We start from the raw sequence: 23078 nt of genomic DNA, 5'->3' as shown, positions 1-23078 counted from the left end.
TCAAATATTTCTCAAAGTCTCTATCAATATCTTATTTTCTTCATCTGTACCCACAGTAATACGCAGACAACCTGCACAGAGAGATACAGAATTACGATTACGCACAATCACGCCTTTATCGGCCAGATGCTTATATAATCCGTTTGCATCTGTAACTCTGACCAATATAAAATTAGAGTCGGTCGGATATATTTTCTCTACAAAAGGGAGTTTTAGTAATTCCTCATTCAGATAATCACGTCCTTTCAGCAAGATTTGTATCCATTCTTTCCTCAATTCCAGTTTATCCAGTTCTCCGTTCACAAAGTTCTGCGTGAGGATATTTACATTGTACGGATACTTTACCTTATTGAATAGTTTTATAATTTCCGGTGACGCAAAAGCCATCCCCAGACGGACAGCGGCTAATCCCCATGCTTTGGAAAATGTTTGCAGAACTATCAGATTCGGATATTTTTGTAAATCATTCAGCCATGTTTTTTCAGATGCAAAATCGATGTAGGCTTCATCTACGATTACAATACCGGAGAAAGAGTTCAATACTTTTTCTATTTCTCTTCTGTTCAGCAAATTACCTGTCGGGTTATTTGGAGAGCAAAGGAATATCAATTTTGTATTCTCATCAGCCTTTTCTAGTAATGTACCGGCATCAAGATCAAAATTGCTGTTCAGTAATACTTTGCGATATTCCACATCGTTTACATCGGCACACACCTGATACATACCGTATGTAGGGTCAATAGCCACAATATTATCTATACGGGGCTCGCAAAATATACGAATGACAAGGTCTATGGGTTCATCACTCCCATTGCCCAGGAAAATCTTCTCCGGCTGAATCTCTTTTACCTTCGATATTTTTTCTTTCAATGCCCATTGCAATGGGTCGGGATAACGGTTATACTTATCGTTTAATGGATTTTCATTTGCATCCAGAAAGACGGAAGCCTCTCCTTTAAACTCGTCACGGGCCGAAGAATACGCCTTCATATTCCATACATTCTTGCGGACTAATTGTTGCAGATTCATTATTTATTCAAATGTTATTTAAAATCAATGCCCTTTGCACAAATCAAGAACTTAGCACAAAGGACATTAAAACTATTATCTTCAATCAGCCTGCAAAAGCTGACCATTATAGCTCTATCTTTACTCCCAGCAATTTATAAAACTCCCTTAATATAGCGGGATGCCCCGGCCATGCAGGAGAAGTGGTCAAATTACCGTCTGTAACAGCTTCCGTTGCCGGAATATCTTTATAATTACCACCGGCCAATGTTACTTCCGGACCTACGGCTACATAACATGTTAATGTACGTCCTTTTACCACATTGGCGGCTGTCAGTATCTGAATACCGTGACAAATAGCAGCCACAGGCAAATTCTTTTCAAAGAAATAGCGTGTGTATTCTATCACCTTAGGGTCGAGACGGATATATTCAGGAGCACGCCCACCTGTGATATAAAGCCCGGCATAATCTTCCAGTTTCACACTATCGAAACTCTTTGTCAGTGTAAAATTGTGACCTCTCAATTCCACATATGTCTGGAAACCTACAAAATCGTGTATTGCTGTTGCTATCTGATCCCCGGCTTTCTTTCCCGGACATACTACATCGACATGAAAGCCAATGCTGCAAAGAGCCTGATAAGGAACCATCAATTCATAATCTTCAACAAAATCGCCTGCCAGCATCAATATTCTTTTACCCATAATACAATAGATTTAGATATTCGACAATTAATAAACTAGCCTAAATATAAGGATAATTGTTAAAATTAAACAGGTTCCGATAGTAAAAAATAATTAATCAGGCCTTTTCATATGTTGTTACCACAAATATAATCAACGGCTCATCACCGGTATTGATGATAGAATGGTAATTATCATCACCCTGTATAGATGTCACATTTCCTTTTTTCAGGTTAAATTTCCTTGTTATTTTATCCTGGCCTTCCCGTTCTATATATTCTCCTTCACCATGTACAAGCACATACAGTTCCTGCTCTTTTTTGGTTCCATGCTCATGAAATCCCGCCTGATCTCCCTTATTCAGCAGAACCATATATGTACCGATACGGTTGTTTACCAACTCCCCTTTCTCAAAGACAGAGAGCATATATACCACGCCATTTCCATCGTACATCGGGTCACGTTTTTCCACATCGATGACACCACGCTGCGGCTTACCAAAAGGAGTAAGTGTAATGTCGATATATTTCGAAACTTCGTCGATCACCTGTTGTTTTTCTTTTTCCATTTTTATTCGCTTTTCCATTTCGAAGTGAGGAATACCCACCTCCGTAAATTCTTCTCCTACTATTTTATAATCATATTTCCGATAAAAACCCACAGCAACCTTGCGTGCATGCAGCACGATTTTCTCAAACCCTTCCCTTTCGGCCACATATTCGGCAAAAGAAAGCATACTCGTGCCGAGTCCGTTTTTTTGCACTTCTGTGTCTACAGCCATTTGCCGCATTTTGACAACCTTATCATCAATACGGGTAAGGATACAGCAGGCGACCATCTTTTGTTTTTCTGGCAAAATAAGTCCCAGAAGCATATCATCCTTATCCATTGTGATATCTTCATCGGTAAAAGTCAGACCTAAAGGCTCTCTCAATATCTTTGCCCGAAGAATAAGCATTTCCTCATATTCCCGGCTCTTATATTTTATAATCAGGGGAGTAATCATTCTTTCAACCGTAATGTTACAGCATTTTTATGCGCATATAACTCCTCATTCTCCGCCATTACTTCTATTGCCGGACCAAGATTACGGATACCGTCTTTTGTGATTTTCTGGAAAGTGATTTTCTTGACAAAACTATCCAGGTTCACACCGCTGTAAGCTGTTGCATAACCGTTGGTAGGCAAAGTATGATTCGTTCCCGAAGCGTAATCACCTGCACTTTCAGGCGTATAATGTCCGAGAAAGACCGAACCTGCATTTATGATCTCATCGGCAATATCCATATAATCGGATGTTTCTATAATCAGATGCTCCGGCGCATATTGATTCGTCATATCTATTATTTCCCTATTGTCTCTTAACAGAATAAGTTTACTATTCTGCAAAGCCTTCTCCGCGATTTCGCGGCGGGGCAGCTCAACCAATTGCTGTTCTATTTGCTGCAATACATCTGCAATAAACGGTTCGCTCGTAGTAGTCAGTATCACCTGACTGTCGGCTCCGTGTTCCGCCTGAGATAATAAATCCGCCGCCACAAATGCCGGATTTGCCGTATCATCGGCTATTACCTGCACTTCCGATGGTCCGGCAGGCATATCTATAGCAACATCACGAAGGCTTACAAGCTGCTTAGCTGTCATTACATACTGGTTGCCGGGACCGAATATCTTATATACTTTCGGTACACTTTGGGTACCATAGGCCATGGCTCCGATGGCCTGTATCCCCCCTATCCTGAATATCTTATCTACTCCGGCTTCCTTCGCGGCAAAAAGTATTGCCGGATGTATTTTCCCTTCTTTATCCGGTGGAGAACAAAGTATTATTTCTTTACAGCCTGCAATCTTTGCAGGAACAGCAAGCATAAGCACTGTGGAAAACAAGGGCGCTGTCCCTCCCGGGATATATAAGCCGACCTTCTCTATAGCTACTGCTTTCTGCCAGCATACAACTCCCTGAGTAGTCTCGATCTTCTTACTTTCGAAAATCTGACTATGGTGAAAAGTCTTTATATTTTCTTTCGCCAACCGTATGGCCGCTTTCAACTCTTCGGAAACTAACGACTCTGAAGTTTCTATCTCCTCTCTGCTTACAGCTAATGAAGAAAGCTTTACTTTGTCGAACCTTTCTTCGTATTCTAACACGGCTTTATCACCCCGCGCTTTAATTTCATCCAGTACAGCACCGACAGTGCGATTCAATGCTGATGTATCGAATACAGGGCGGGACAAGATACCTGCCCATTGCGAACGTTCGGGATATTTTATTATCTGCATTTGTCTATCCTCCATATTCTTTCTTCAACAAACTATATATGACAATATCGGTAAATACATTATCAACGAGCAATTCGCCATCACGTTCAATTCCCTCAAATTGAAAACCCAGTTTTTCAGGTATCCGCCTGCTTTTGTGATTGTTTACAGCCACTTTTATCTGTATGCGGTTTATATCCATTTCGGTAAAAGCATATTCTACCAACTTTCTGACGGAATGTACCATAATACCTTTTCCCTGCGCATATTGAGATAGCCAGTAGCCTATTTCGATCTTTTTATTGATTGAGTCAGTATCTTTAAAGCCGACTAAGCCTACAAATTGTTCCTGAAAATAAATGGTAAACTGTTTATCAACTGTCTGTAAAACATGATTTACAAAGCTGGCGGTATCTTCCACTTCCTTTGTAGTATCTACAAAGGGTAACCACTCGCGCATATATTCACGCTCGTCATTCAACGTATTGAAAATCTTAAAAATGTCATCTACCGACAGCGGATATAAAACTATATCGTCCGAAACCTGTATCATAATATCATTTTTTCGATTGGTAACACCAGTATTCCTTCTGCGCCTAAGGACTTCAGCTTACTAATCACTTCCCAGAAACGCTTATCTTCCACTACCGATTGCACCGAACACCAGCCTTTTGTTGCCAATGGGGTTACAGTAGGACTGCGCATTCCGGGAAGAATATCAATAATTTCGCTCAATTTATCTTCGGGAGCATTCAAAAGTACATATTTTTTATCAGTTGCAGTTTGTACAGCTTCAATTCTGAATATCAATTCGTCAAGAATATCCTTTTTTTCTTGCGAAAGATTCTTCGTTGCAATCAGCAAAGCTTCAGATTGCATTACCACTTCCACTTCTTTCAACCGGTTACTGACAAGTGTTCCTCCCGAACTGACAATATCGAAAATTGCATCCGATAATCCGATACTCGGTGAAATCTCTACCGAACCGGTAATAATATGTATATCGGAATTGATCTCTTTCTCTTTCATATATTTATTCAGGATAAAAGGATAAGAAGTCGCGATTTTCTTCCCCTCAAACCATTTTATACCTTCATAATTTTCATCTTTAGGAATGGCCAGTGACAGACGGCATTTACTAAAACCCAACCGTTTAACAACCTCTGCATCCTCATTTTTTTCCATGTATTCATTCTCTCCCACCACTCCGATGTCGGCAACTCCCGTTGCTACTGCCTGAGGAATATCATCGTCGCGCAGGAAAAGTATTTCAACAGGAAACCCTTTCGCGGGCACAAGCAATGTGCGTTTAATATTATTTAGTTTTACACCTGCTTCCTGCAAAAGTTCCATCGTTTCTTCAAATAACCGACCTTTCGATTGTACAGCAATTCTTAATACCATAATATATATTTCAAGATTTAATAATTTCAAGATTTAAAGATTGTAAGTAGACAACCAATATCTGTAAACTGAAAATAAAAAAAGAGCCTACCCTAATCAGGTAAGCTCTTACTATATCTTTGCTATCATCACATCAAGATACGTTACTTACCGATTGGCAGTAATATAAAATGATGATGATTCGCTTTATTGTACATAATTATAATCTTTATGAAAACAAAAGTATATATTTTTTACAATAAAACAAACTTTATGTCAAATTATTTTCTTTGTCCTTGTCGATGCGGGTTTGCTTTTCTGCGCTCTTCGATCTTTTTTAGCATATGCTCTTTGAATTTCATATCCACTGCCCGATATTTTTCAATTTTCTGGGCAGATAATATTTCTCCAAATTTTTTATAATATTCTATCTGAAGCTCAGCCTCCCGCTTTTCCGATTCCAAATTCAATTTGGTTATCCGTTGGTAATCTTCTTCAGTTTTGTTAGGTTTTTCGTTCAACGCACGGGTTTCCCTCCGTGCATCTCTGTTTACTTCAAACTTTCTGGACATAAACTCCGATTCCAAGGGAATAAAAACCTTAGCTTCGGCATCTGTCAGCTCCAACTCTTTTATCAGGAAAGCTGCTTTTTCTTTCTTTATAGTTTCTATATCAAAACCGCCTCGCTTCAGACCCTGACCTTTTATTGAGAGTGTTGTAGACACTGCAAGAATCAATAAGACCAGAATACTTCTAAACTTCATATAACAATGTTTTTTTGGTTTAATTACTATACATCACATCCCTATATTTAGCTCTTGCCACTTCGTCCTCAAGAAACAAATAATAATCTTCTTCATCTGAGGAGGAAGCCATAGCAGAAGCTACTACAGGCTCAGGTTCGGCTGTCGTTTTTTGGTTCAGTATTCCCGTTGAAAATATGACTCCACAAAATACGGCGGCCGCTGCTGTCCAAGGCAACACCTTTCTCCACAATGGAATAATCTTCCCTTTTCCTGTTTCTTTTTCTGGAAGTTTACCCATTATTTCAGCATTAAAATTCTCGAAATAGTTTTCGGGAACCTTAAACGGACTCTTCTTTTTGTCAAAATTATCCAACATAACTACTATTCTTTAATAACTCCATCTATACTATAGACTATAATTAGATAAAAAGGTTTAATTGTCAGCAGATAAAAATTCTTCGATTTTTTTCACTGCATGGTGATATGATGCTTTCAGAGCACCAACCGAGGTTTCCAGTATATCCGACATATCTTCATACTTCATTTCATCGAAGTACTTCATATTAAAAACGATACGTTGTTTTTCAGGAAGTGTCAGTATCGCTTTTTGCAATTTAAGCTGCGCTTCGTCTCCATCAAAATATTCATCACCTTCGAGGCGTGAGATAAGAAATATATCTGCATCGTCCATCGATATATTATTTTGCGCTCGTTGTTTATTCAAAAATGTAATAGCTTCGTTAATCGCTATACGATAGAGCCAGGTCGAGAGTTTGGAATCCCCCCTGAAATTCTCGATGCTGGTCCAGACCTTAATAAAGGTATTTTGAAGGACATCATTAGCATCGTCATGACTAAGTACTATTTTACGGATCTGCCAATAAAGCACCTCACTAAACTCTTTCACAAGTTCAGAAAAGGCAACCTGTTGGGTTTTCGGGTCATGCAGCCTTTCTAGCAAGTTATTCTCTGTATCCTGTAACATTTATTCCAAAATCCTTTTTTATTGCCCGCTATCTTCCAGATCGGAATCATCTCCAAAATCGGCTTCTTCATCAATTCCGCTCTGCCCGTTTTCGAACCATTCGATAAAATTATCAACATGTGTCTTATTATTTTCCCACCATTTAAGCGATTCGGGGAAATAAGCGACACTCACGTAGCGGCAATAGGTATCGAAATGTCCCGAACCCAGAATCTCTTCATAGGTAGGTACAAAAAAATACCACAACAGACCATTCAGAGAATCGTTTTGCATCTGAGCCAATGTAAAAAAGATCAATTTAGATGATTCTACAAAAAACGTATATTGGGAAATATCGTCTGTCGCCCCTGTTTTATGCTTTTGTATAGCATCATAAAGATAGCGTCTGTCCACTCCGTCTTCGGGCGATAATTTCTCCGAACCGGAATCTATTTTTGCTGAGACTATATCAAACATCTCCCCGAATGCATCTTTCGAGCGTTCTGTATTAGGCTCCAGCAACAAGAAAAAATGGAATGCATAAAAACTTTGCACCCAGCGCCCCAAATCATTCAATGCATAGGCATAAAGCAAAAATGCACTGGAGTGGGTGGCGTCTATCTCAATTGCTTTTCGCAGATGCTGAACAGCCATACGATTATCCTTATTGTTAAAGTAGCATAGTCCCAGATTAAAATGCAGTAAATATTCATCACCACATTTCTCTAATGCCTCATTAAGGATTTTAAGGGCATCTCCCATTTTATCCTGATTAGCCAGCGCCGTACCTTTTACAATATATGCATCCATCAATAAAGGCTGAAAATTAGCTGTAATCACTTTTGTACTGTTACGAATGGCTTTATCATAATCTTTGAGCTGCAAGTATGATAAAGACATCTCATAAACAGCGGACATTGATGTCGGGTTTACCTTCAGTGCTTCTTCATAACAGGCGATTGCCTCTTTATAACGTCCTTTATCATGCAATGCCACACCCTGCCTTATCAATTTTTCGGAAGATGGTTGTGCATATATTGTTAAAGTTGTGAATAATAAGAATAATATAATTAAGCCGTTTCTCATGCAATATTTACTTTTTAAAAATACAAAAGTAAGAAAATACTCTTTAAATGTATTCTCTGTTCAGATTCTTTGACAATTTAAAAAGAAAATGGTTTAAACCGGAATAATAAAATGAATCTTATAAAATCTATTGTTTATTTATACAATAAGTGAAATTCCTATCTTATTTTTCTATCAATGATAAATAGAATCTCTCATAACAGCCGTATATCCAATTTCAATATGTCTCATTTTCCGAAACAAATAGTTACAAATTTCCATACATAAAACCTTAAAACACAAAATTATCACCAAACAACACCCGACCATAAACAGAAAGACAAACATCAGATATGCCGGATTTTAGAATAAGCTTAAATAGGAATGTAATATAAAAGACGCCATATCATAGAATTTTTTTATTATTTTTGTTAGTTCAGGGAAATAAAAAATTAACTAAAAACTTCAATTATAATGAAAAGTACCACTTTTGATATAGATATGATTCGCAAATTCTACGAATCCTACCCATCAAAGGTTGAAGAGGCCAAAAGCAAACTAAAGCGCCCTTTAACTCTGTCCGAAAAAATCCTATACGCGCATCTGTCGGAAGATGAAGCCATTAAAGATTTTGTACGCGCAACAGATTATGTGAACTTTTCACCCGACAGGGTTGCTATGCAGGACGCTACTGCGCAAATGGCCTTGTTGCAATTGATGAATTCGGGACGCACCAAAGTAGCTGTTCCATCGACTGTACACTGCGATCACCTCATACAAGCATACAAATCGGCTAAGGAAGACCTGAACACCGCCGAAGTAACAAACAAAGAAGTCTTCGACTTTCTGAGCAACGTATCCAATAAATTCGGAATCGGTTTCTGGAAACCCGGTGCAGGTATCATCCATCAGGTAGTACTCGAAAACTATGCTTTCCCCGGCGGGATGATGATCGGGACAGACTCCCACACACCAAATGCCGGAGGTCTGGGCATGGTAGCCATAGGCGTCGGTGGCGCCGATGCGGTAGATGTAATGGCGGGAATGCCCTGGGAACTGAAAATGCCGAAGATCATCGGGGTAAAACTGACCGGAAAATTGTCAGGTTGGGCTTCACCTAAAGACGTTATACTGAAACTGGCCGGTATATTGACTGTAAAAGGAGGTACAAATGCCATCATCGAGTATTTCGGCGAAGGTACAGCTTCATTGTCAGCCACGGGAAAAGGTACCATTTGCAATATGGGTGCGGAAGTAGGTGCAACCACATCCATTTTCCCATATGACGAAAAATCGTCTGAATATCTGAAAGCCACTTTCCGAAGCGATGTAGCAGAACTGGCCGATAGAATAATGGAGCATCTGCAACCTGATGCGGAGATAGCAAATAATCCTCAAAAGTATTTTGACCAGATAATTGAAATAGATTTATCGACTCTCGAACCGTATGTAAACGGGCCTTTTACACCCGATGCGGCGCATCCTATTTCTCAATTTGCCAAAGCTGTAAAAGAAAACGGTTATCCGCAAAAGATGGAAGTGGGACTAATCGGATCATGTACAAACTCTTCATACGAAGACATGTCGCGTGCGGCATCAATCGTCGCTGATGCCAAAAAGAAAAATATAAAAGTAAAAGCTCAATTTATAATCAACCCCGGTTCGGAACAGGTACGCTATACCGCCGAAAGAGATGGTATATTACCGGTCTTTGAAGAAGCGGGAGCAACCATCATGGCAAATGCCTGCGGGCCTTGTATCGGACAATGGAAAAGGGATTCGGACAACCCGGAGCGTCCCAATTCAATCGTAACATCGTTTAACCGTAACTTTGCCAAACGGAACGACGGCAATCCGAACACCCACGCTTTCGTTACATCACCGGAAATTGTTGCGGCGCTGAGTATTGCCGGAGATCTATGTTTCAATCCGATGACGGACACACTGGTAAATGAAAACGGGGAACATGTAAAACTACAAGAACCTCAGGGATATGAACTACCGCCAAACGGATACAAAAAAGATGATGACGGATTTATCGCTCCGGCAGCTGACGGTTCAAATATTGAGGTAAAAATAGCCCCCGATTCACAACGTTTACAAGAGCTGAAACCGTTCCCTGCATGGAACGGAAAAGATATTACCGCCCAGCCTCTATTAATAAAGGCAAAAGGCAAATGCACTACCGACCATATATCAATGGCTGGCCCATGGCTCCGTTTCCGCGGACATCTGGATAATATATCCGACAATATGCTGATAGGAGCAGTCAATGCATTCAATGACAAGACAAATGCCGTTCTGGACGTGGAAACCGGTGAATATATCGCTGTTCCTAAACTTGCCCGGAAATTCAAAGCGGAAGGGTTGGGATCTGTCGTAGTGGCTGAAGAAAACTACGGGGAAGGCTCATCACGTGAACATGCAGCAATGGAACCCCGGTTCCTGAATGTGAAGGCCATACTTGTAAAGTCTTTTGCCCGCATACATGAAACCAATCTCAAAAAACAAGGTATGCTCGCCCTTACCTTTATCGATAAGAATGATTATGATAAGGTACGCGAAGATGATAAAATAAGCATACTGGGACTAACCGATTTCAGGCCGGGAAAGAACCTTATCATCGAACTCACCCATAAAAACGGTGAAAAAGAATCGTTCGGGGTAGCCCATACCTATAACGATACGCAGATAGAATGGTTTAAGGCAGGCAGTGCCCTAAATTATATGAAACAATAATAACCGGAGTCTGCATGGTTTTCAATATACTTCTTTTTCCCGGTTTTGAAACACTCGATGTATTCGGGCCTGTGGAAATATTCGGTAAGGTTGAAGGTAGTACAATCAGATATTATTCTGAAACCGGAAACCTTATCCGCAATACGGACAATATTGAAATAAAAACCGATCCGGTAGAATTATTAATGCCGGAGGGACCATATATACTGCTTATACCCGGAGGAACGGGCACACGAAAGGAAATAGACAATCCGGTCTTTATAGAGAAGATAAGAACATTAGCCAGCGGCAGTCAATATACTCTTACTGTTTGCACGGGTAGTGCATTATTAGCTAAAACCGGTTTACTGGATGGCAGAAGCGCGACATCAAATAAACGTGCTTTCGGCTGGGTGGAAAGTTCCTCTGCCAAAGTAAACTGGATAAAACAGGCACGCTGGATAAAAGACGGCAAGTATTATACCTCATCGGGTGTCAGCGCCGGAATGGATATGGCTTTAGGATTTATTCGTGATATGCTGGGGACAGAAGAAGCCCGGAAGATAGCTTTCAGAATAGAATATAATTGGCAGGAAGATGAAAGTGCCGACAACTTTTGCAATCAGTAGATTAAATGAATATAGATATACAACCCATAAAGGAATCCGATTTTGAAGAGCTGGTCTCCCTTTTTCTGGAATTTGCCACCTTTGAAAAATTACCTGAAAAGATGACTAATTCGGCCGGGCAGATGCTAAAAGAAAAGGATTATTTTCACGGCTTTGTAGCGAGGGATGGGGATGGCTCCATTATCGGGTATGCGACTTACTTCTTCGCTTATTATACATGGACAGGCAAATCCCTGTACATGGATGACTTATATGTCAGGCAAACATACAGGGGAAAGGGCATAGGCACACGCCTTATCAATGCAGTGATCGCTTATGCTAAAGAAGAATGCTGTAATGGCCTGCGCTGGCAGGTTTCGGAATGGAACCATCCGGCGATAACGTTTTATAAGAGTCTGGGTGCGACAATTAATGAAGTGGAAAGAAATTGTGACTTACTATTTTAGGTCATAATTCAAACTCAAAATATAAACCATATAAAAAATATACTATGGAGAGATTACTGGATAAGGAAATAGTGGATAAAATATCGGCAACAGTGGGCGTAACGAGTAATTTCGACCCCGAGCTGTTCCAGAAAATGAATGTAAAACGCGGACTTCGCAACGAAGACCATACGGGCGTAGTTGTAGGCCTCACCAAAGTGGGCGACGTTGTGGGATATGAACGCAGCGAAGATGGCAAGCTGACACCTATCCCCGGCAAACTTATATACAGGGGAATCAGTCTCGAGGACATAGTCCGGGGTGCCCAGAAAGAAAACAGGCTGGGATTTGAAGAGGTAGTCTATCTTATCCTTTCGGGTAATATGCCAAACAAGGAGGAATTGAAAGAATTTTCGGAACTGATGAGTTGTATTATGGATCTGAAACCAAAGATTGTAATGCATATACTCGATCTCGTAGGAAATGACATTATGAATTATCTTTCCCGTTGTGTACTCGAATTATATACATTCGACGACAAGCCGGATGAAACCACCCCCGAGAACCTGATACGCCAATCGCTGAACCTCGTTGCCACTTTCCCTACCATTATCGCCTATGCACACAATGCATTAAGACACAGCAACGGTAAGTCTCTCCACATCAGACATCCGCAATCGAACCTGTCGCTTGCCGAAAACTTCCTGTATATGATGAAAGGGCACCACTATACACAGTTGGATGTAAAAATTCTCGACCTGGCGCTTATGGTACATGCCGATCACGGGGGAGGTAATAATTCCACCTTTACGGTACGTGTCACCAGTTCGACAGGTACGGATACCTATTCGGCCATCGCCGCGGGCATAGGTTCACTGAAAGGGCCTCTGCATGGAGGAGCAAACCTGAAAGTCATCGACATGATGAAGAACATTAAAACCAATGTGAAAGACTGGACAAGCGTTGAAGAAGTAGACTCCTATCTGCTGAAGATATTGAATAAAGAAGCTTATGATAAAACAGGTCTTATATATGGTATAGGACATGCCATATATACAATATCCGACCCCCGCACCATGCTACTCAAGGAAATGGCCCGCGAGCTTGCCATAGAAAAAGGACGGGAAGAAGAATATAACTTCTATAAGCTGCTGGAAGAAAGAGCTATCCTCAACTTTATGGAGAAGAAAGGAAAGAATGTCAACAAGCAGGTCTGTGCCAATGTAGACTTCTATTCGGGCTTTGTCTACGATATGATAGGCCTGCCCCAGGAAATATACACCCCATTGTTCGCGATGGCTCGTATCGTGGGCTGGTGCGCGCACCGAATCGAAGAGCTCAACTTCAAGCAAAAGCGGATCATCCGCCCAGCATACAAGAATGCCGCCGACATAAAAGAATATATACCTATTGCCGATAGAAAATGAAACAAACAGTATTAATTATTGCTGCTATATACGGAATGCTCTCAGTAATACTGGGAGCATTCGGAGCACATGCATTTAAAGACATACTCACACCGGAAAAACTTATCAGTTTCGAAACCGGAGTGCGTTATCAGATGTACCATGCCATCGTATTACTGGTTATAGGCCTGGCCCTGTCATTTACATCGCCGTTAGAAAAATGGGCTGCTATCTGTATTATTACAGGAGTCCTGCTTTTTTCTTTCAGCATTTATTTTTTATCCTTTTCCGGACATTGGGGTATAAATCTGCGTTTCTTAGGCCCGGTAACGCCTATAGGGGGATTATTCCTGATTGCAGGATGGCTGTTGTTGATCGTATTTTTTATTAAAAATAAGATTCTATGATATTTTTTTCGATTTTGATGTAACCAAATTAGAAAGGAATGCGTCATACCTATAAATAATCATTTCAAAAAGAATATTAATATGAAAACACTTTTGTACACAATCAGTATTACGTTATTAGTTCTAAGCGCCCAATCCTGTTCATTCAATTCAGTGAGAGGAAATGGAAATATAACAGAAAATGAAGTCAATATCTCGGATTACAAAGAGATCGAATTTAGTGGAGGATCAAGCATTGTCTATGAACAAAAACCAGATGCCGCACCGTATCTAAGGATAGAAACAGACGAAAATATTTTTCCTCTGCTAATTGTGGAATCCAATGATGGCATCCTCTCTATCAGAAATAAAGAAAATGTGAGCCCTACTAAATATAATATCTATACCAATTCGACAGCCTTGGCCCGTGTAAGCGCGAGCGGCTCTATCAAGCTCCACATCAAAGGAAAACTGGAAACTACCGACTTGGTTTTATCGGTTTCGGGCAGTGCAAACATCCTTGGTGACAGCATTGTAGCGCAAAGCGTGACTACAAAAGTTTCCGGCTCAGGCGATATTACAATGACCGGTAAAGCAAACCGGATAGAAAGCAGTATATCGGGTAGTGGAAAAACAAATACGATGGATATGCAAGCCGACACGGTAACATGTTCCGTATCAGGCAGCGGTAATTTCTCTGTATATGCCGAAAAGTTGCTGACCGTAAGAGTATCGGGTAGCGGTAATGTACAGTATAAAGGGAATGCGCAGGTAGACCAGGCCATATCAGGCTCAGGAAAGGTTGTTAAAGTACAGTAATAATAACTGCCCAAATAAAAAGGCCGCGAAAACAAACGATTTCACGGCCTTTAGCTTTTATATAGGAGGCTTCACATTCCTATCTGAGTCTTGATGTAATGATTCGCATCATCTTCTGTCAAAAAATACAATAAACCTTTAAACTCAAACGGGAACTTCTCTATCAACATCGGAATTAACCTTGACTCTTTCTTCTCCATCACGAAGTTTTCATGAGTGGTCGGTTCCTGTTGCTTCTCATCAACATTATTTATCCGAAACACGTTGACAGACAATATTTTCGGGTCTACCCTGTATAAAATATCCCCGACATTTAAAGTTCCATTAAATCTCATAGCAGCCCTCACTTTAAAAGATGAAACATAAGTAGTGTATTAAGTATAAGGAAGAAAGGATATAAATTGTTCATGAAAACCATTCATTTAACACTATATTTCTATGCAAACGTATTTATTTAAATACATTTTCATATTTTAAGTATTTATTTAGAATAAAATGTAGTGAACATTACCGGATATTCTTAAAAGAATTTTATCTATGTACATAGTTAAAAATTATAAGTTCTTTGAAAGACTGATTAGTAGATTTGTAAATTAGCAAATGAATGAAAAGTTGTAACCTTTGTTACCTTTTAACAGTTGCAAGTTACTTCGCCCTTTGGGCAGTTACAGGTTACGAGTTAGCTGGCGCCCTGTTTTATTTCTCGCAAAGACGCTAAGGCGCAAAGGTTTTACATCTTACCAGTTACTGACTGATAACTGTTGACTGTAAAGAGTGTTACCTTTGTTACCTTTTTGGGAATAGTTACAAGTAGACAAGGTACGAGATACAAGATACAAGTTGTTAACTGCTAACTGTTGACTGTTAACTGATATATCTGTTACTTTTGTTACCTTTTAACAAGTAATGAGTTTTAAATAATAAGTAATAAGTTGAAGAACTGCATTTCTGTTGACTGCTAACTGTTTACTGTTTACTGTAAATAGTGTTACCTTTGTTACTTTTTAAGAAAAGGTACCAGATTTAATAAAATAAATATAGTTGTAAAAGCTCGACTATTATTAACTGATAACTATAAACTTCCCCCAAAAAAAGTGATATTTTAATGTTAAAAAACAAACATTTAGAAAACGAAAAACGCACATTGCACACTTTTTGACATTTTGTGCAAAAACAAAGTTTTTTTACAATTTTAATTTCGTTGTCTTATAATTTAATAGTACCTTTGCGCGGAACTAAATAATAACTTTTTATTCAGATAAAATCATGGATATTTCACACATTGAACATTTAGGTATTGCTGTAAAAAGCATCGAAGAACAACTACCTTATTACGAGGGTGTTTTAGGTCTAAAATGTTATAACATTGAAGTTGTAGAAGACCAAAAAGTAAAAACTGCATTCTTCAAAGTGGGACAAACAAAAATTGAGCTTCTGGAGCCTACAAGCCCTGATAGCACAATTGCTAAATTTATTGAGAAAAAAGGAGAAGGCATCCATCATATCGCATTCAGCGTAGCAGACGGAGTGGCTAATGCTCTTGCCGAAATGGAATCGAAAGGCGTACAGCTGATAGACAAAGCTCCGCGCGGTGGTGCAGAAGGCCTGAATATCGCATTCCTTCATCCGAAATCAACAGGAAGCGTCCTCACCGAACTGTGTGAACATCCAAACAAATAAAGTAAGAATGACTTTACTCACCCAATGATGACGTAAGGTCATTTTTACGTTGAACAGATTAATTTATTAGAATCTAAAATATTAAAACATGAGCCAACTTGAAAAGGTAAAAGAGCTAATGGAACTTCGTGCTAAAGCCCGTCTGGGTGGTGGTCAGAAAAGAATAGACTCACAGCACGATAAAGGCAAATACACAGCGCGCGAACGTATAGCTATCCTCCTTGACGAAGGTAGTTTCGAAGAATTTGACATGTTCGTGGAACACCGCAGTACAAACTTCGGAATGGACAAACAAAAATTCCTGGGAGACGGTGTTGTAACCGGTTGCGGTACCATAGACGGCCGTCTGGTTTATATTTTCGCACAGGACTTCACTGTAATCGGTGGTTCATTGTCAGAAACTATGGCATTGAAAATATGCAAAGTAATGGATATGGCGATGAAAGTAGGTGCTCCTGTAATCGGAATCAACGACTCAGGTGGCGCACGTATTCAGGAAGGTGTAAACGCTTTGGCCGGTTATGCTGAAATATTCCAACGCAATATTCTTGCATCCGGTGTTATTCCTCAGATTTCAGGTATCTTCGGACCTTGTGCCGGTGGTGCCGTATACTCTCCGGCTCTTACCGACTTTACGCTGATGACAGAAGGTACTTCTTATATGTTCCTTACAGGACCTAAAGTGGTAAAAACTGTTACAGGTGAAGACGTTACTCAGGAAGAACTTGGAGGAGCAAGCGTACATACAACAAAATCCGGGGTTGCTCATTTCTCTGTAGCAAACGAAGACGATGGACTTGCTCTTATCCGTCACCTATATAGCTTCCTTCCTCAAAATAATATGGAAGAAGCTCCTCGCAAAGAATGTACCGACCCTATTGCCAGAATGGAAGATTCACTAAATGAAATTATCCCTGACAACCCGAACAAGCCTTACGATATGTTTGAGGTTATCGGAGCGGTAGTAGATAATGGAGAATTCCTTGAAGTACATGGCAATTATGCTAAAAACATCATTATCGGCTTTGCCCGTATGAACGGACAATCGGTAGGTGTGGTAGCAAACCAACCTAAATATCTTGCAGGGGTACTTGATATCAATGCATCACGCAAAGCTGCACGTTTCGTACGTTTCTGCGATGCTTTCAATATTCCGCTGGTAACATTGGTAGACGTTCCGGGATTCCTTCCGGGAACAGGACAAGAATACGGTGGTGTAATCACTCACGGAGCAAAACTTCTTTATGCTTACGGTGAAGCTACTGTACCTAAAGTAACTGTTACTCTTCGTAAATCTTATGGAGGTTCTCACATTGTGATGAGCTGTAAACAACTTCGCGGAGATATCAACTATGCATGGCCTACTGCCGAAATCGCAGTAATGGGTGCCGATGGTGCTGCCGAAGTATTATACGCAAAAGAAATCAAAGAGGCTGAAAATCCTGCTGAAGCACTTGCTGCTAAGAAAGCTGAATACAACAAACTATTCTGTAATCCTTTCAATGCTGCACGTTATGGATATATCGACGATGTTATCGAACCACGCAACACCCGTTTCCGTGTGATCCGTGCTTTGGAACAACTGAGAACCAAAAAGCAAGTTAATCCTGCTAAAAAGCACGACAACCTGCCTCTGTAATCTCTAAAGTGAAATTTAAAAAATTAAAGATTTAACAATTTAAACAAATACTTTGATTATTAAATCTTTAAATATTAAATTTTTAAACATCACAAAAGAAAAAATAAGATGAGCGATCAGAATATATCAAAAGAAGTATTGGCGGCGATAGCACTGGCTATATATGATGTACAGCATCAGCATGATATAGAAAGCAACGTGCTTACTATAAAACATGTATCGAAAGATTATTTGCCTTGGGCCGACAAAAGGGAGGCTATGCTTCAAATGCCAATAAGAAAATAAAATTCGGAAAAACATCATGAAACAATTCATATACAGAATCAACGGCCAGGAATATATAGTTGCCGTAAACAAAATGGAGGGTGACCTTGCAGAAGTAGCTGTAAACGGAACTAACTACAAGGTAGAGTTGGTAAACAGCGACGAGGATGTAAATTTTGTTGCCCGTCCTGCTGCTAAAGCAGCATCAGCGCCTGCAGCCGCAGCACCAAAAGCAACAGCTGCTGCCCCAAGTGCAAACAAACCTGCCGGAGGCGGTGCAGGTACAGTGAAATCACCACTACCGGGTATCGTTATCGGAGTTCAGGTAAATGTGGGCGATGAAGTGAAAAAAGGCCAGACAGTAGCTATGCTTGAAGCCATGAAAATGGAAAATGCCATACAGGCACCAGTGGATGGTAAAGTTACTGAAATATATGTAAATGCCGGAGACTCGGTACTTGAAGGCGTAGCCTTATTGGCGATAGGATAAAGAAAAATATCCCCAAATATGTAAAGAACACTGTATAATTTTATCTATACAGTGTTCTTGCTTTATTACCGGTCTTTATCCTGTAAAAGCAAGATTTGATCTTTGACATCGATGGCCATATGTTTGAGAAAAATATCTTGTAACAATGCCAGTTCTTTTTTGTAAATCGTTTTTTTCCTTTGAGCAAAATACAGCGTATTTTCTATTGGAGTGAAACCTTCCCACACAAGTTGGATATTTCCTTCTTCCAACTGCTTGCGGCATAAAAAATCCGGAATAACGGAAAAACCTTCCTTACCCGATATGCAACGTATAATCGAACTCATATTCGGAACAATATAGTTTGGCTTAAAATCGGGCCTTTTCTTAAAATTGTGTATCCAAAAATTACGGAGATGTTCCATATCTCCTGTTGTTCCAAACCAGGACTGCTTATTCAGCCAATCTTCAGCGATTTCGGCATTACGTGTATTTACAGCTTCCCGGAATCCGGATAAATCACTCTTACTTCCTGCTATGAGTATCAGACGTTCTTTCGAAAAAGGGGTGTACTGAATATTAAACGTTTCATCTTTTTGCGGCGAGATAACAAAATCGAGCAGGCCTTTATCCAAATCATTCAGCATATCCTGATATACCCCGAATTTAGTGATAAGATTGAAAGGCAGTTTGCTGATAAAAGGTTCGAGTACATACTGGAACGTTTCAAAGCACATCCCGATACTTATACTCGGCCTGCCTGAATCTGCATTCCTGTAAAAATGTCCTTCGGCTTCCTCCAGTTTTTTCACGGCATCCACAATGGAATTATAGAGCATATTCCCGTATTCGGTCGGCAACATCTTACGTGTCCCCCTGTCGAATAATTTGTTTCCGATATGTGCTTCCAAAGAATTCAGATGGAGGCTGACACCGGGCTGGGATATATATAGCTTGTTGGCAGCCGAGGTTAATGACCCTGTTTCATATATTGCTTTAAATGTTCTGAACCATTCAAGATTTACCATAATATCTATCATAATTATGATGCAAATATATAATTTATATTATTTTATTTATCAATAAAAAGGTTATAATTTTGTCGCAGAAATATTAAAAGTAAAAAACAATTATGAAAAAGATATTTGTAATAAACGGAGCACCAAAGTTTGCTCATTCGGGAGGAGAGTTTAACAAAACACTTACAAACTGGACAGTAGATTACTTCAAAAATAATAAAGGCTATGAAGTAAAGACTACAGATATCAATGACAGCTATAAACCTGAAGAAGAGGTAGAGAAGTTTGTATGGGCAGATGTGATTATCTACCATACTCCCATCTGGTGGTTTCAATTGCCTAACGATTTGAAAAAGTATATAGACGAGGTTTTTACCGCAGGTCACCAGAATGGCATCTATTTCAGTGACGGCAGGCGTTCGGCCAATCCAACTCGCAACTATGGCACGGGCGGCCTGTTACAGGGACGTAAATATATGCTGACAACGACATGGAATGCTCCGGTTGAAGCATTTACCCTGGAAGATGAATTCTTTAAACAGCACAGTGTAGACAAAGGAGTAATGTTCGGTTTCCACCGTATGAATGCATTTATTGGCTTGGAACCAGTGGATAGCTTCCATTTCTATGATGTAATGAAAAATTCAAATATCAAGCAGTCGGAAAAGAATTACCGGGCACATCTGGATATGGTATCCAAAGAGCTATAACATATATTATTAAGAATAATAAAGGCTCAGAATAATCCTATCATCTGAGCCTTTATTATTGCTATAATTTCATTTTAGCGGGTAAATACTCTGTACTCCCATGCTTTCAGGGTATTAGGCAATTTATCGACCTTCTTCCCTGAGAAATAGTCTACATAGTTATCCCTGTTTAAAGCGTCATTACTCTGATAGGTAACGTTCTTTCCGGACAGGTTCAGCATTACCATTATCTCTTTTCCTGCCGCTTCACGCGAATAGATTAAGATATCTTTACCAGCAGACGATGTGTAAAACCTCAGCTTACCGCCTATCTCCCCTGCACGCAATGCCGGGTGAGTATGCTTCAGTTCGTTCAACTTCTTGTAAAAAGCGGTGGTTGCATTGGCTGTCCACGACGGCACCATATCTTTCTCGAAGAAAGAAAGACGCTTCTTCAGGCCAACTTCCTGCCCTGTATATATCATTGGCATGCCATTCAGAGTATAAGTGAGTACGGCAAAAGCCTCCACTCCTTTTCCATAACGTTCAAACTCGGTACCATTCCATGAATTCTCGTCATGATTAGTAAGGAAATTCATTTTATAACCATCCGGGCACATAAGGCTATCCAATTTCTGAACGTATGCCTGAATATCTTCGGCGGTCTTAGTTCCTTTATTCACGTCGGACATCATATGCATCAACTCCCATGAATAATTGGCATCGAAAGCATGCTCCAGTAAGTCATAGTTTTCTGATTCAGCCAGCATAAATACAGGTTTGATGCTATCTAATGCAGGGCGTACACCGTTCCAGAAATCAGTAGGCACTTCATGCGCCATATCGCAGCGATAGCCGTCGATATTGAAATCTGTCACCCAATACTTCAACGCATCCGTCATTGCTGTACGCATATCCTTATTATCGTAGTTCAATTCGTAAGTATCTGTCCAGTCGTATGGGCTCTTCGGATTTCCGGCCTCATCCTTTACATACCAGTCGGGATGTTCAGACAGCCATACATTATCACCGCCTGTATGATTGGCCACCCAGTCTAGTATCACTTTAAATCCGGCTTCATGCGCTTTGTCGACAAGACGCTTGAAGTCCTCTTTTGTACCGAACTCAGGATTTACCTCCTTATAGTCCTTTACTGCGTAATAGCTACCCAAAGTTCCTTTACGGTTCTTCTCGGATATCGGATGTATCGGCATAAACCAAAGCACATCGACACCCAGTTCTTTTAGTCGTGGCAGATGTTGCTCGAAAGCAGCAAATGTGCCTTCTTTGGTATATTGTCTTACATTCACTTCGTAAATAACGGCACTCCGTGTCCAGTCGAGATGCAGTACAGTACACTCTTCCTGCGGTTCATCAATTGCTGTTTGTGGCTTTTGTTTACATGAATAGCTCATAAGGGCTATTAAAGCGACCACAAATAATAGTTTATTTCTCATAAATTATATTTTAAATGGATATTACTTTATATTCTCCGGTTGTATCTCTGCATTCTTATCTTGTACAAATGCAACAGAGATTGCAGCCAACAACATAGATACGCCTGCTACTACCAGCATAGAAACAGAACTTCCTCCCACAACATATTTCAATATCAACCCACCTGTTATACCCGCCACAATTTGCGGAATAGTTATAGTTGCATTAAATATACCCATGTACACACCCATCTTGCTGGCTGGAAGCGCAGCCGACAGGATGGCATAAGGCATTGCCAATATAGCCGCCCAGGCAATCCCCACACCGAGCATAGATACCAGCAACATATATTTATCGTCGAAAATATACATCGAAGCCAGCCCTAACGCACCCATAAGCAAAGCGAACGAATATACTTTCTTCCGTCCCAACTTATCAGCTATGCGAGCCATAAAGACAGAGAATACAACTGCAAAGATACCATATACCCCACTCAGCACGCCATTCCAGTTGCCAGCATCGTTATAAGCCTGAGACAGTGGATCTGTCGTATGCCACACATTTTCGGCTATTCCTCCAATGGAATATACCCACATCAGGAATAAGGCGAACCAGGAGAAAAACTGCACAACAGCCAATTGAAGCATTGTTTTAGGCGTGCTTTTAAGAATATCTATAAAAGACCGCTTTTGCTTTTCTTCCTCAGTGATATTATTGTATTCTTCGTATTCTTTCGGAGGATATTCTCTAACTCTGAAGCTTGTCCATAAAACTGTCAGCAGCAAAGCCGTCCCTCCTATATAGAATGACCAGATAACCGATGGGGCTACTTTTTCTCCTATCGCGGGTATATTTTGTATACCAATCCATGTCAGGATAAAAGGTAAGAAAGAGCCTACAACCGCACCTACATTTGTAAGGAAACTTTGGGTGGAGTAACCCAGGTTCCGCTGCTTGTCGTTTACCATGTCACCTACCAGAGAACGGAAAGGCTGCATAGAAACATTAAAGGCACAATCCATGAACAATAACATAAATGCTCCGAAAAATACAGGAGGCATAATAGCTGCAACAAATTCCGAATTAGGCATGAAAAACATAGCTATAGCCGAAACTATTGCTCCTCCGAGGATAAACGGAATACGCCGTCCCAACTTTGTCCATGTGCGATCGCTGGACATACCTATAATCGGTTGTACAATCAATCCTGCTATCGGGGCCGCCAGCCAGAATAAGGGCAAGTGATGAGGATCGGCTCCCAATGCCGACAATATACGGCTGGTTTGCGAACTCTGCAATGAATATCCTATTTGAATGCCTAAAAATCCGAAACTGAGGTTCCAGATCTGCCAAAAGGTAAGTGTTGGTTTTTGTTTCATGGTATATTT

At 40.2% G+C, this 23078-nt stretch carries 25 protein-coding genes; 11 read left to right on the top strand and 14 right to left on the bottom strand.

Features of this window, described 5'->3' with window-relative positions; all coding sequences use genetic code 11:
• The 10 genes from hisC to B3317_RS02195 all read right to left on the bottom strand — a co-directional run bounded on the left by hisC (nt 1) and on the right by B3317_RS02195 (nt 8131).
• A complete protein-coding gene (gene hisC, locus B3317_RS02240) occupies nt 1-1029 on the bottom strand; it encodes a histidinol-phosphate transaminase (RefSeq protein WP_291108195.1) in 1029 nt (342 codons plus the stop codon).
• Between the two features lie 106 nt (nt 1030-1135).
• Nucleotides 1136-1714 carry a DJ-1/PfpI family protein gene (locus B3317_RS02235; protein ID WP_291108194.1) on the bottom strand — a complete coding sequence of 193 codons (579 nt, stop codon included), beginning with the start codon at nt 1712-1714 and terminating at the stop codon, nt 1136-1138.
• A 97-nt stretch (nt 1715-1811) separates the two neighbouring features.
• Nucleotides 1812-2699 (bottom strand): GNAT family N-acetyltransferase, encoded by an 888-nt coding sequence (locus tag B3317_RS02230; protein WP_291108193.1) that lies wholly within the window; start codon nt 2697-2699, stop codon nt 1812-1814.
• A complete protein-coding gene (gene hisD, locus B3317_RS02225) occupies nt 2696-3973 on the bottom strand; it encodes a histidinol dehydrogenase (RefSeq protein WP_291108482.1) in 1278 nt (425 codons plus the stop codon). The genes B3317_RS02230 and hisD overlap by 4 nt, the downstream gene beginning before the upstream one ends.
• Nucleotides 3974-3977: 4 nt before the next feature.
• Nucleotides 3978-4505 carry a GNAT family N-acetyltransferase gene (locus tag B3317_RS02220; protein WP_291108191.1) on the bottom strand — a complete coding sequence of 176 codons (528 nt, stop codon included), beginning with the start codon at nt 4503-4505 and terminating at the stop codon, nt 3978-3980.
• Nucleotides 4502-5356: an ATP phosphoribosyltransferase gene (hisG, locus tag B3317_RS02215; protein WP_291108189.1), complete on the bottom strand. Its 855-nt coding sequence runs from the start codon at nt 5354-5356 to the stop codon at nt 4502-4504. Before hisG ends, B3317_RS02220 begins: the two co-directional genes overlap by 4 nt.
• Before the next feature lie 260 nt (nt 5357-5616).
• Nucleotides 5617-6099 (bottom strand): hypothetical protein, encoded by a 483-nt coding sequence (locus B3317_RS02210; protein ID WP_291108187.1) that lies wholly within the window; start codon nt 6097-6099, stop codon nt 5617-5619.
• Nucleotides 6100-6118: 19 nt separating this feature from the next.
• Nucleotides 6119-6457, bottom strand: coding sequence for a hypothetical protein (locus B3317_RS02205; RefSeq protein ID WP_291108185.1), 339 nt, complete (start codon nt 6455-6457; stop codon nt 6119-6121).
• 57 nt (nt 6458-6514) lie between these two features.
• A complete protein-coding gene (locus B3317_RS02200; protein ID WP_291108183.1) occupies nt 6515-7066 on the bottom strand; it encodes an RNA polymerase sigma factor in 552 nt (183 codons plus the stop codon).
• An 18-nt stretch (nt 7067-7084) separates the two neighbouring features.
• The gene (locus B3317_RS02195; protein WP_291108181.1) at nt 7085-8131 is read right to left on the bottom strand and encodes a tetratricopeptide repeat protein; all 1047 of its coding nucleotides are present in this window, start codon (nt 8129-8131) and stop codon (nt 7085-7087) included.
• A 453-nt stretch (nt 8132-8584) separates the two neighbouring features.
• On the opposite strand from B3317_RS02195, the gene B3317_RS02190 reads away from it, so the two are divergent.
• The 6 genes from B3317_RS02190 to B3317_RS02165 all read left to right on the top strand — a co-directional run bounded on the left by B3317_RS02190 (nt 8585) and on the right by B3317_RS02165 (nt 14493).
• Nucleotides 8585-10849: an aconitate hydratase gene (locus tag B3317_RS02190; RefSeq protein WP_291108179.1), complete on the top strand. Its 2265-nt coding sequence runs from the start codon at nt 8585-8587 to the stop codon at nt 10847-10849.
• Between the two features lie 14 nt (nt 10850-10863).
• Nucleotides 10864-11457, top strand: coding sequence for a DJ-1/PfpI family protein (locus B3317_RS02185; protein ID WP_291108177.1), 594 nt, complete (start codon nt 10864-10866; stop codon nt 11455-11457).
• A gap of 5 nt (nt 11458-11462) precedes the next feature.
• Nucleotides 11463-11903: a GNAT family N-acetyltransferase gene (locus B3317_RS02180; protein WP_291108175.1), complete on the top strand. Its 441-nt coding sequence runs from the start codon at nt 11463-11465 to the stop codon at nt 11901-11903.
• A gap of 44 nt (nt 11904-11947) precedes the next feature.
• Nucleotides 11948-13309 carry a citrate synthase gene (locus B3317_RS02175; RefSeq protein WP_291108173.1) on the top strand — a complete coding sequence of 454 codons (1362 nt, stop codon included), beginning with the start codon at nt 11948-11950 and terminating at the stop codon, nt 13307-13309.
• Nucleotides 13306-13695 carry a DUF423 domain-containing protein gene (locus B3317_RS02170; protein WP_291108171.1) on the top strand — a complete coding sequence of 130 codons (390 nt, stop codon included), beginning with the start codon at nt 13306-13308 and terminating at the stop codon, nt 13693-13695. Before B3317_RS02175 ends, B3317_RS02170 begins: the two co-directional genes overlap by 4 nt.
• 81 nt (nt 13696-13776) lie before the next feature.
• Complete coding sequence (locus B3317_RS02165; RefSeq protein ID WP_291108169.1) at nt 13777-14493, top strand: head GIN domain-containing protein; 717 nt, start codon at nt 13777-13779, stop codon at nt 14491-14493.
• Between the two features lie 71 nt (nt 14494-14564).
• Here B3317_RS02165 and B3317_RS02160 read toward each other — a convergent pair whose 3' ends face one another.
• Nucleotides 14565-14828 (bottom strand): hypothetical protein, encoded by a 264-nt coding sequence (locus B3317_RS02160; RefSeq protein WP_291108167.1) that lies wholly within the window; start codon nt 14826-14828, stop codon nt 14565-14567.
• Between the two features lie 931 nt (nt 14829-15759).
• Here B3317_RS02160 and mce point away from each other — a divergent pair.
• From mce to B3317_RS02140, 4 genes are all read left to right on the top strand, one after another.
• A complete protein-coding gene (mce, locus tag B3317_RS02155) occupies nt 15760-16173 on the top strand; it encodes a methylmalonyl-CoA epimerase (RefSeq protein ID WP_291108165.1) in 414 nt (137 codons plus the stop codon).
• 88 nt (nt 16174-16261) lie between these two features.
• A complete protein-coding gene (locus B3317_RS02150) occupies nt 16262-17812 on the top strand; it encodes an acyl-CoA carboxylase subunit beta (protein ID WP_291108163.1) in 1551 nt (516 codons plus the stop codon).
• A gap of 108 nt (nt 17813-17920) precedes the next feature.
• Entirely contained in the window at nt 17921-18097 is a 177-nt protein-coding gene (locus B3317_RS02145; protein ID WP_291108161.1) for a hypothetical protein, read from the top strand.
• A 16-nt stretch (nt 18098-18113) separates the two neighbouring features.
• Nucleotides 18114-18566 (top strand): biotin/lipoyl-containing protein, encoded by a 453-nt coding sequence (locus B3317_RS02140; RefSeq protein WP_291108159.1) that lies wholly within the window; start codon nt 18114-18116, stop codon nt 18564-18566.
• A gap of 65 nt (nt 18567-18631) precedes the next feature.
• On the opposite strand, the gene B3317_RS02135 is transcribed toward B3317_RS02140, so the two are convergent.
• Nucleotides 18632-19585, bottom strand: a complete 954-nt coding sequence (locus B3317_RS02135; RefSeq protein WP_291108157.1) for a LysR family transcriptional regulator — start codon at nt 19583-19585, stop codon at nt 18632-18634.
• Nucleotides 19586-19677: 92 nt separating this feature from the next.
• Between B3317_RS02135 and B3317_RS02130 the strand changes: the two genes are divergently transcribed.
• Nucleotides 19678-20274, top strand: a complete 597-nt coding sequence (locus B3317_RS02130; RefSeq protein WP_291108154.1) for an NAD(P)H-dependent oxidoreductase — start codon at nt 19678-19680, stop codon at nt 20272-20274.
• Between the two features lie 74 nt (nt 20275-20348).
• Here B3317_RS02130 and B3317_RS02125 read toward each other — a convergent pair whose 3' ends face one another.
• Nucleotides 20349-21710, bottom strand: a complete 1362-nt coding sequence (locus tag B3317_RS02125) for an alpha-amylase family glycosyl hydrolase (protein WP_291108151.1) — start codon at nt 21708-21710, stop codon at nt 20349-20351.
• A 21-nt stretch (nt 21711-21731) separates the two neighbouring features.
• Nucleotides 21732-23069, bottom strand: coding sequence for an SLC45 family MFS transporter (locus tag B3317_RS02120; protein WP_291108148.1), 1338 nt, complete (start codon nt 23067-23069; stop codon nt 21732-21734).
• Nucleotides 23070-23078 lie beyond the last annotated feature (9 nt).

It is taken from the genome of Dysgonomonas sp. UBA7710 (genome assembly GCF_002482385.1).
Taxonomy (GTDB): Bacteria; Bacteroidota; Bacteroidia; order Bacteroidales; family Dysgonomonadaceae; genus Dysgonomonas.
This window is presented reverse-complemented; position numbering and strand designations above follow the sequence as displayed.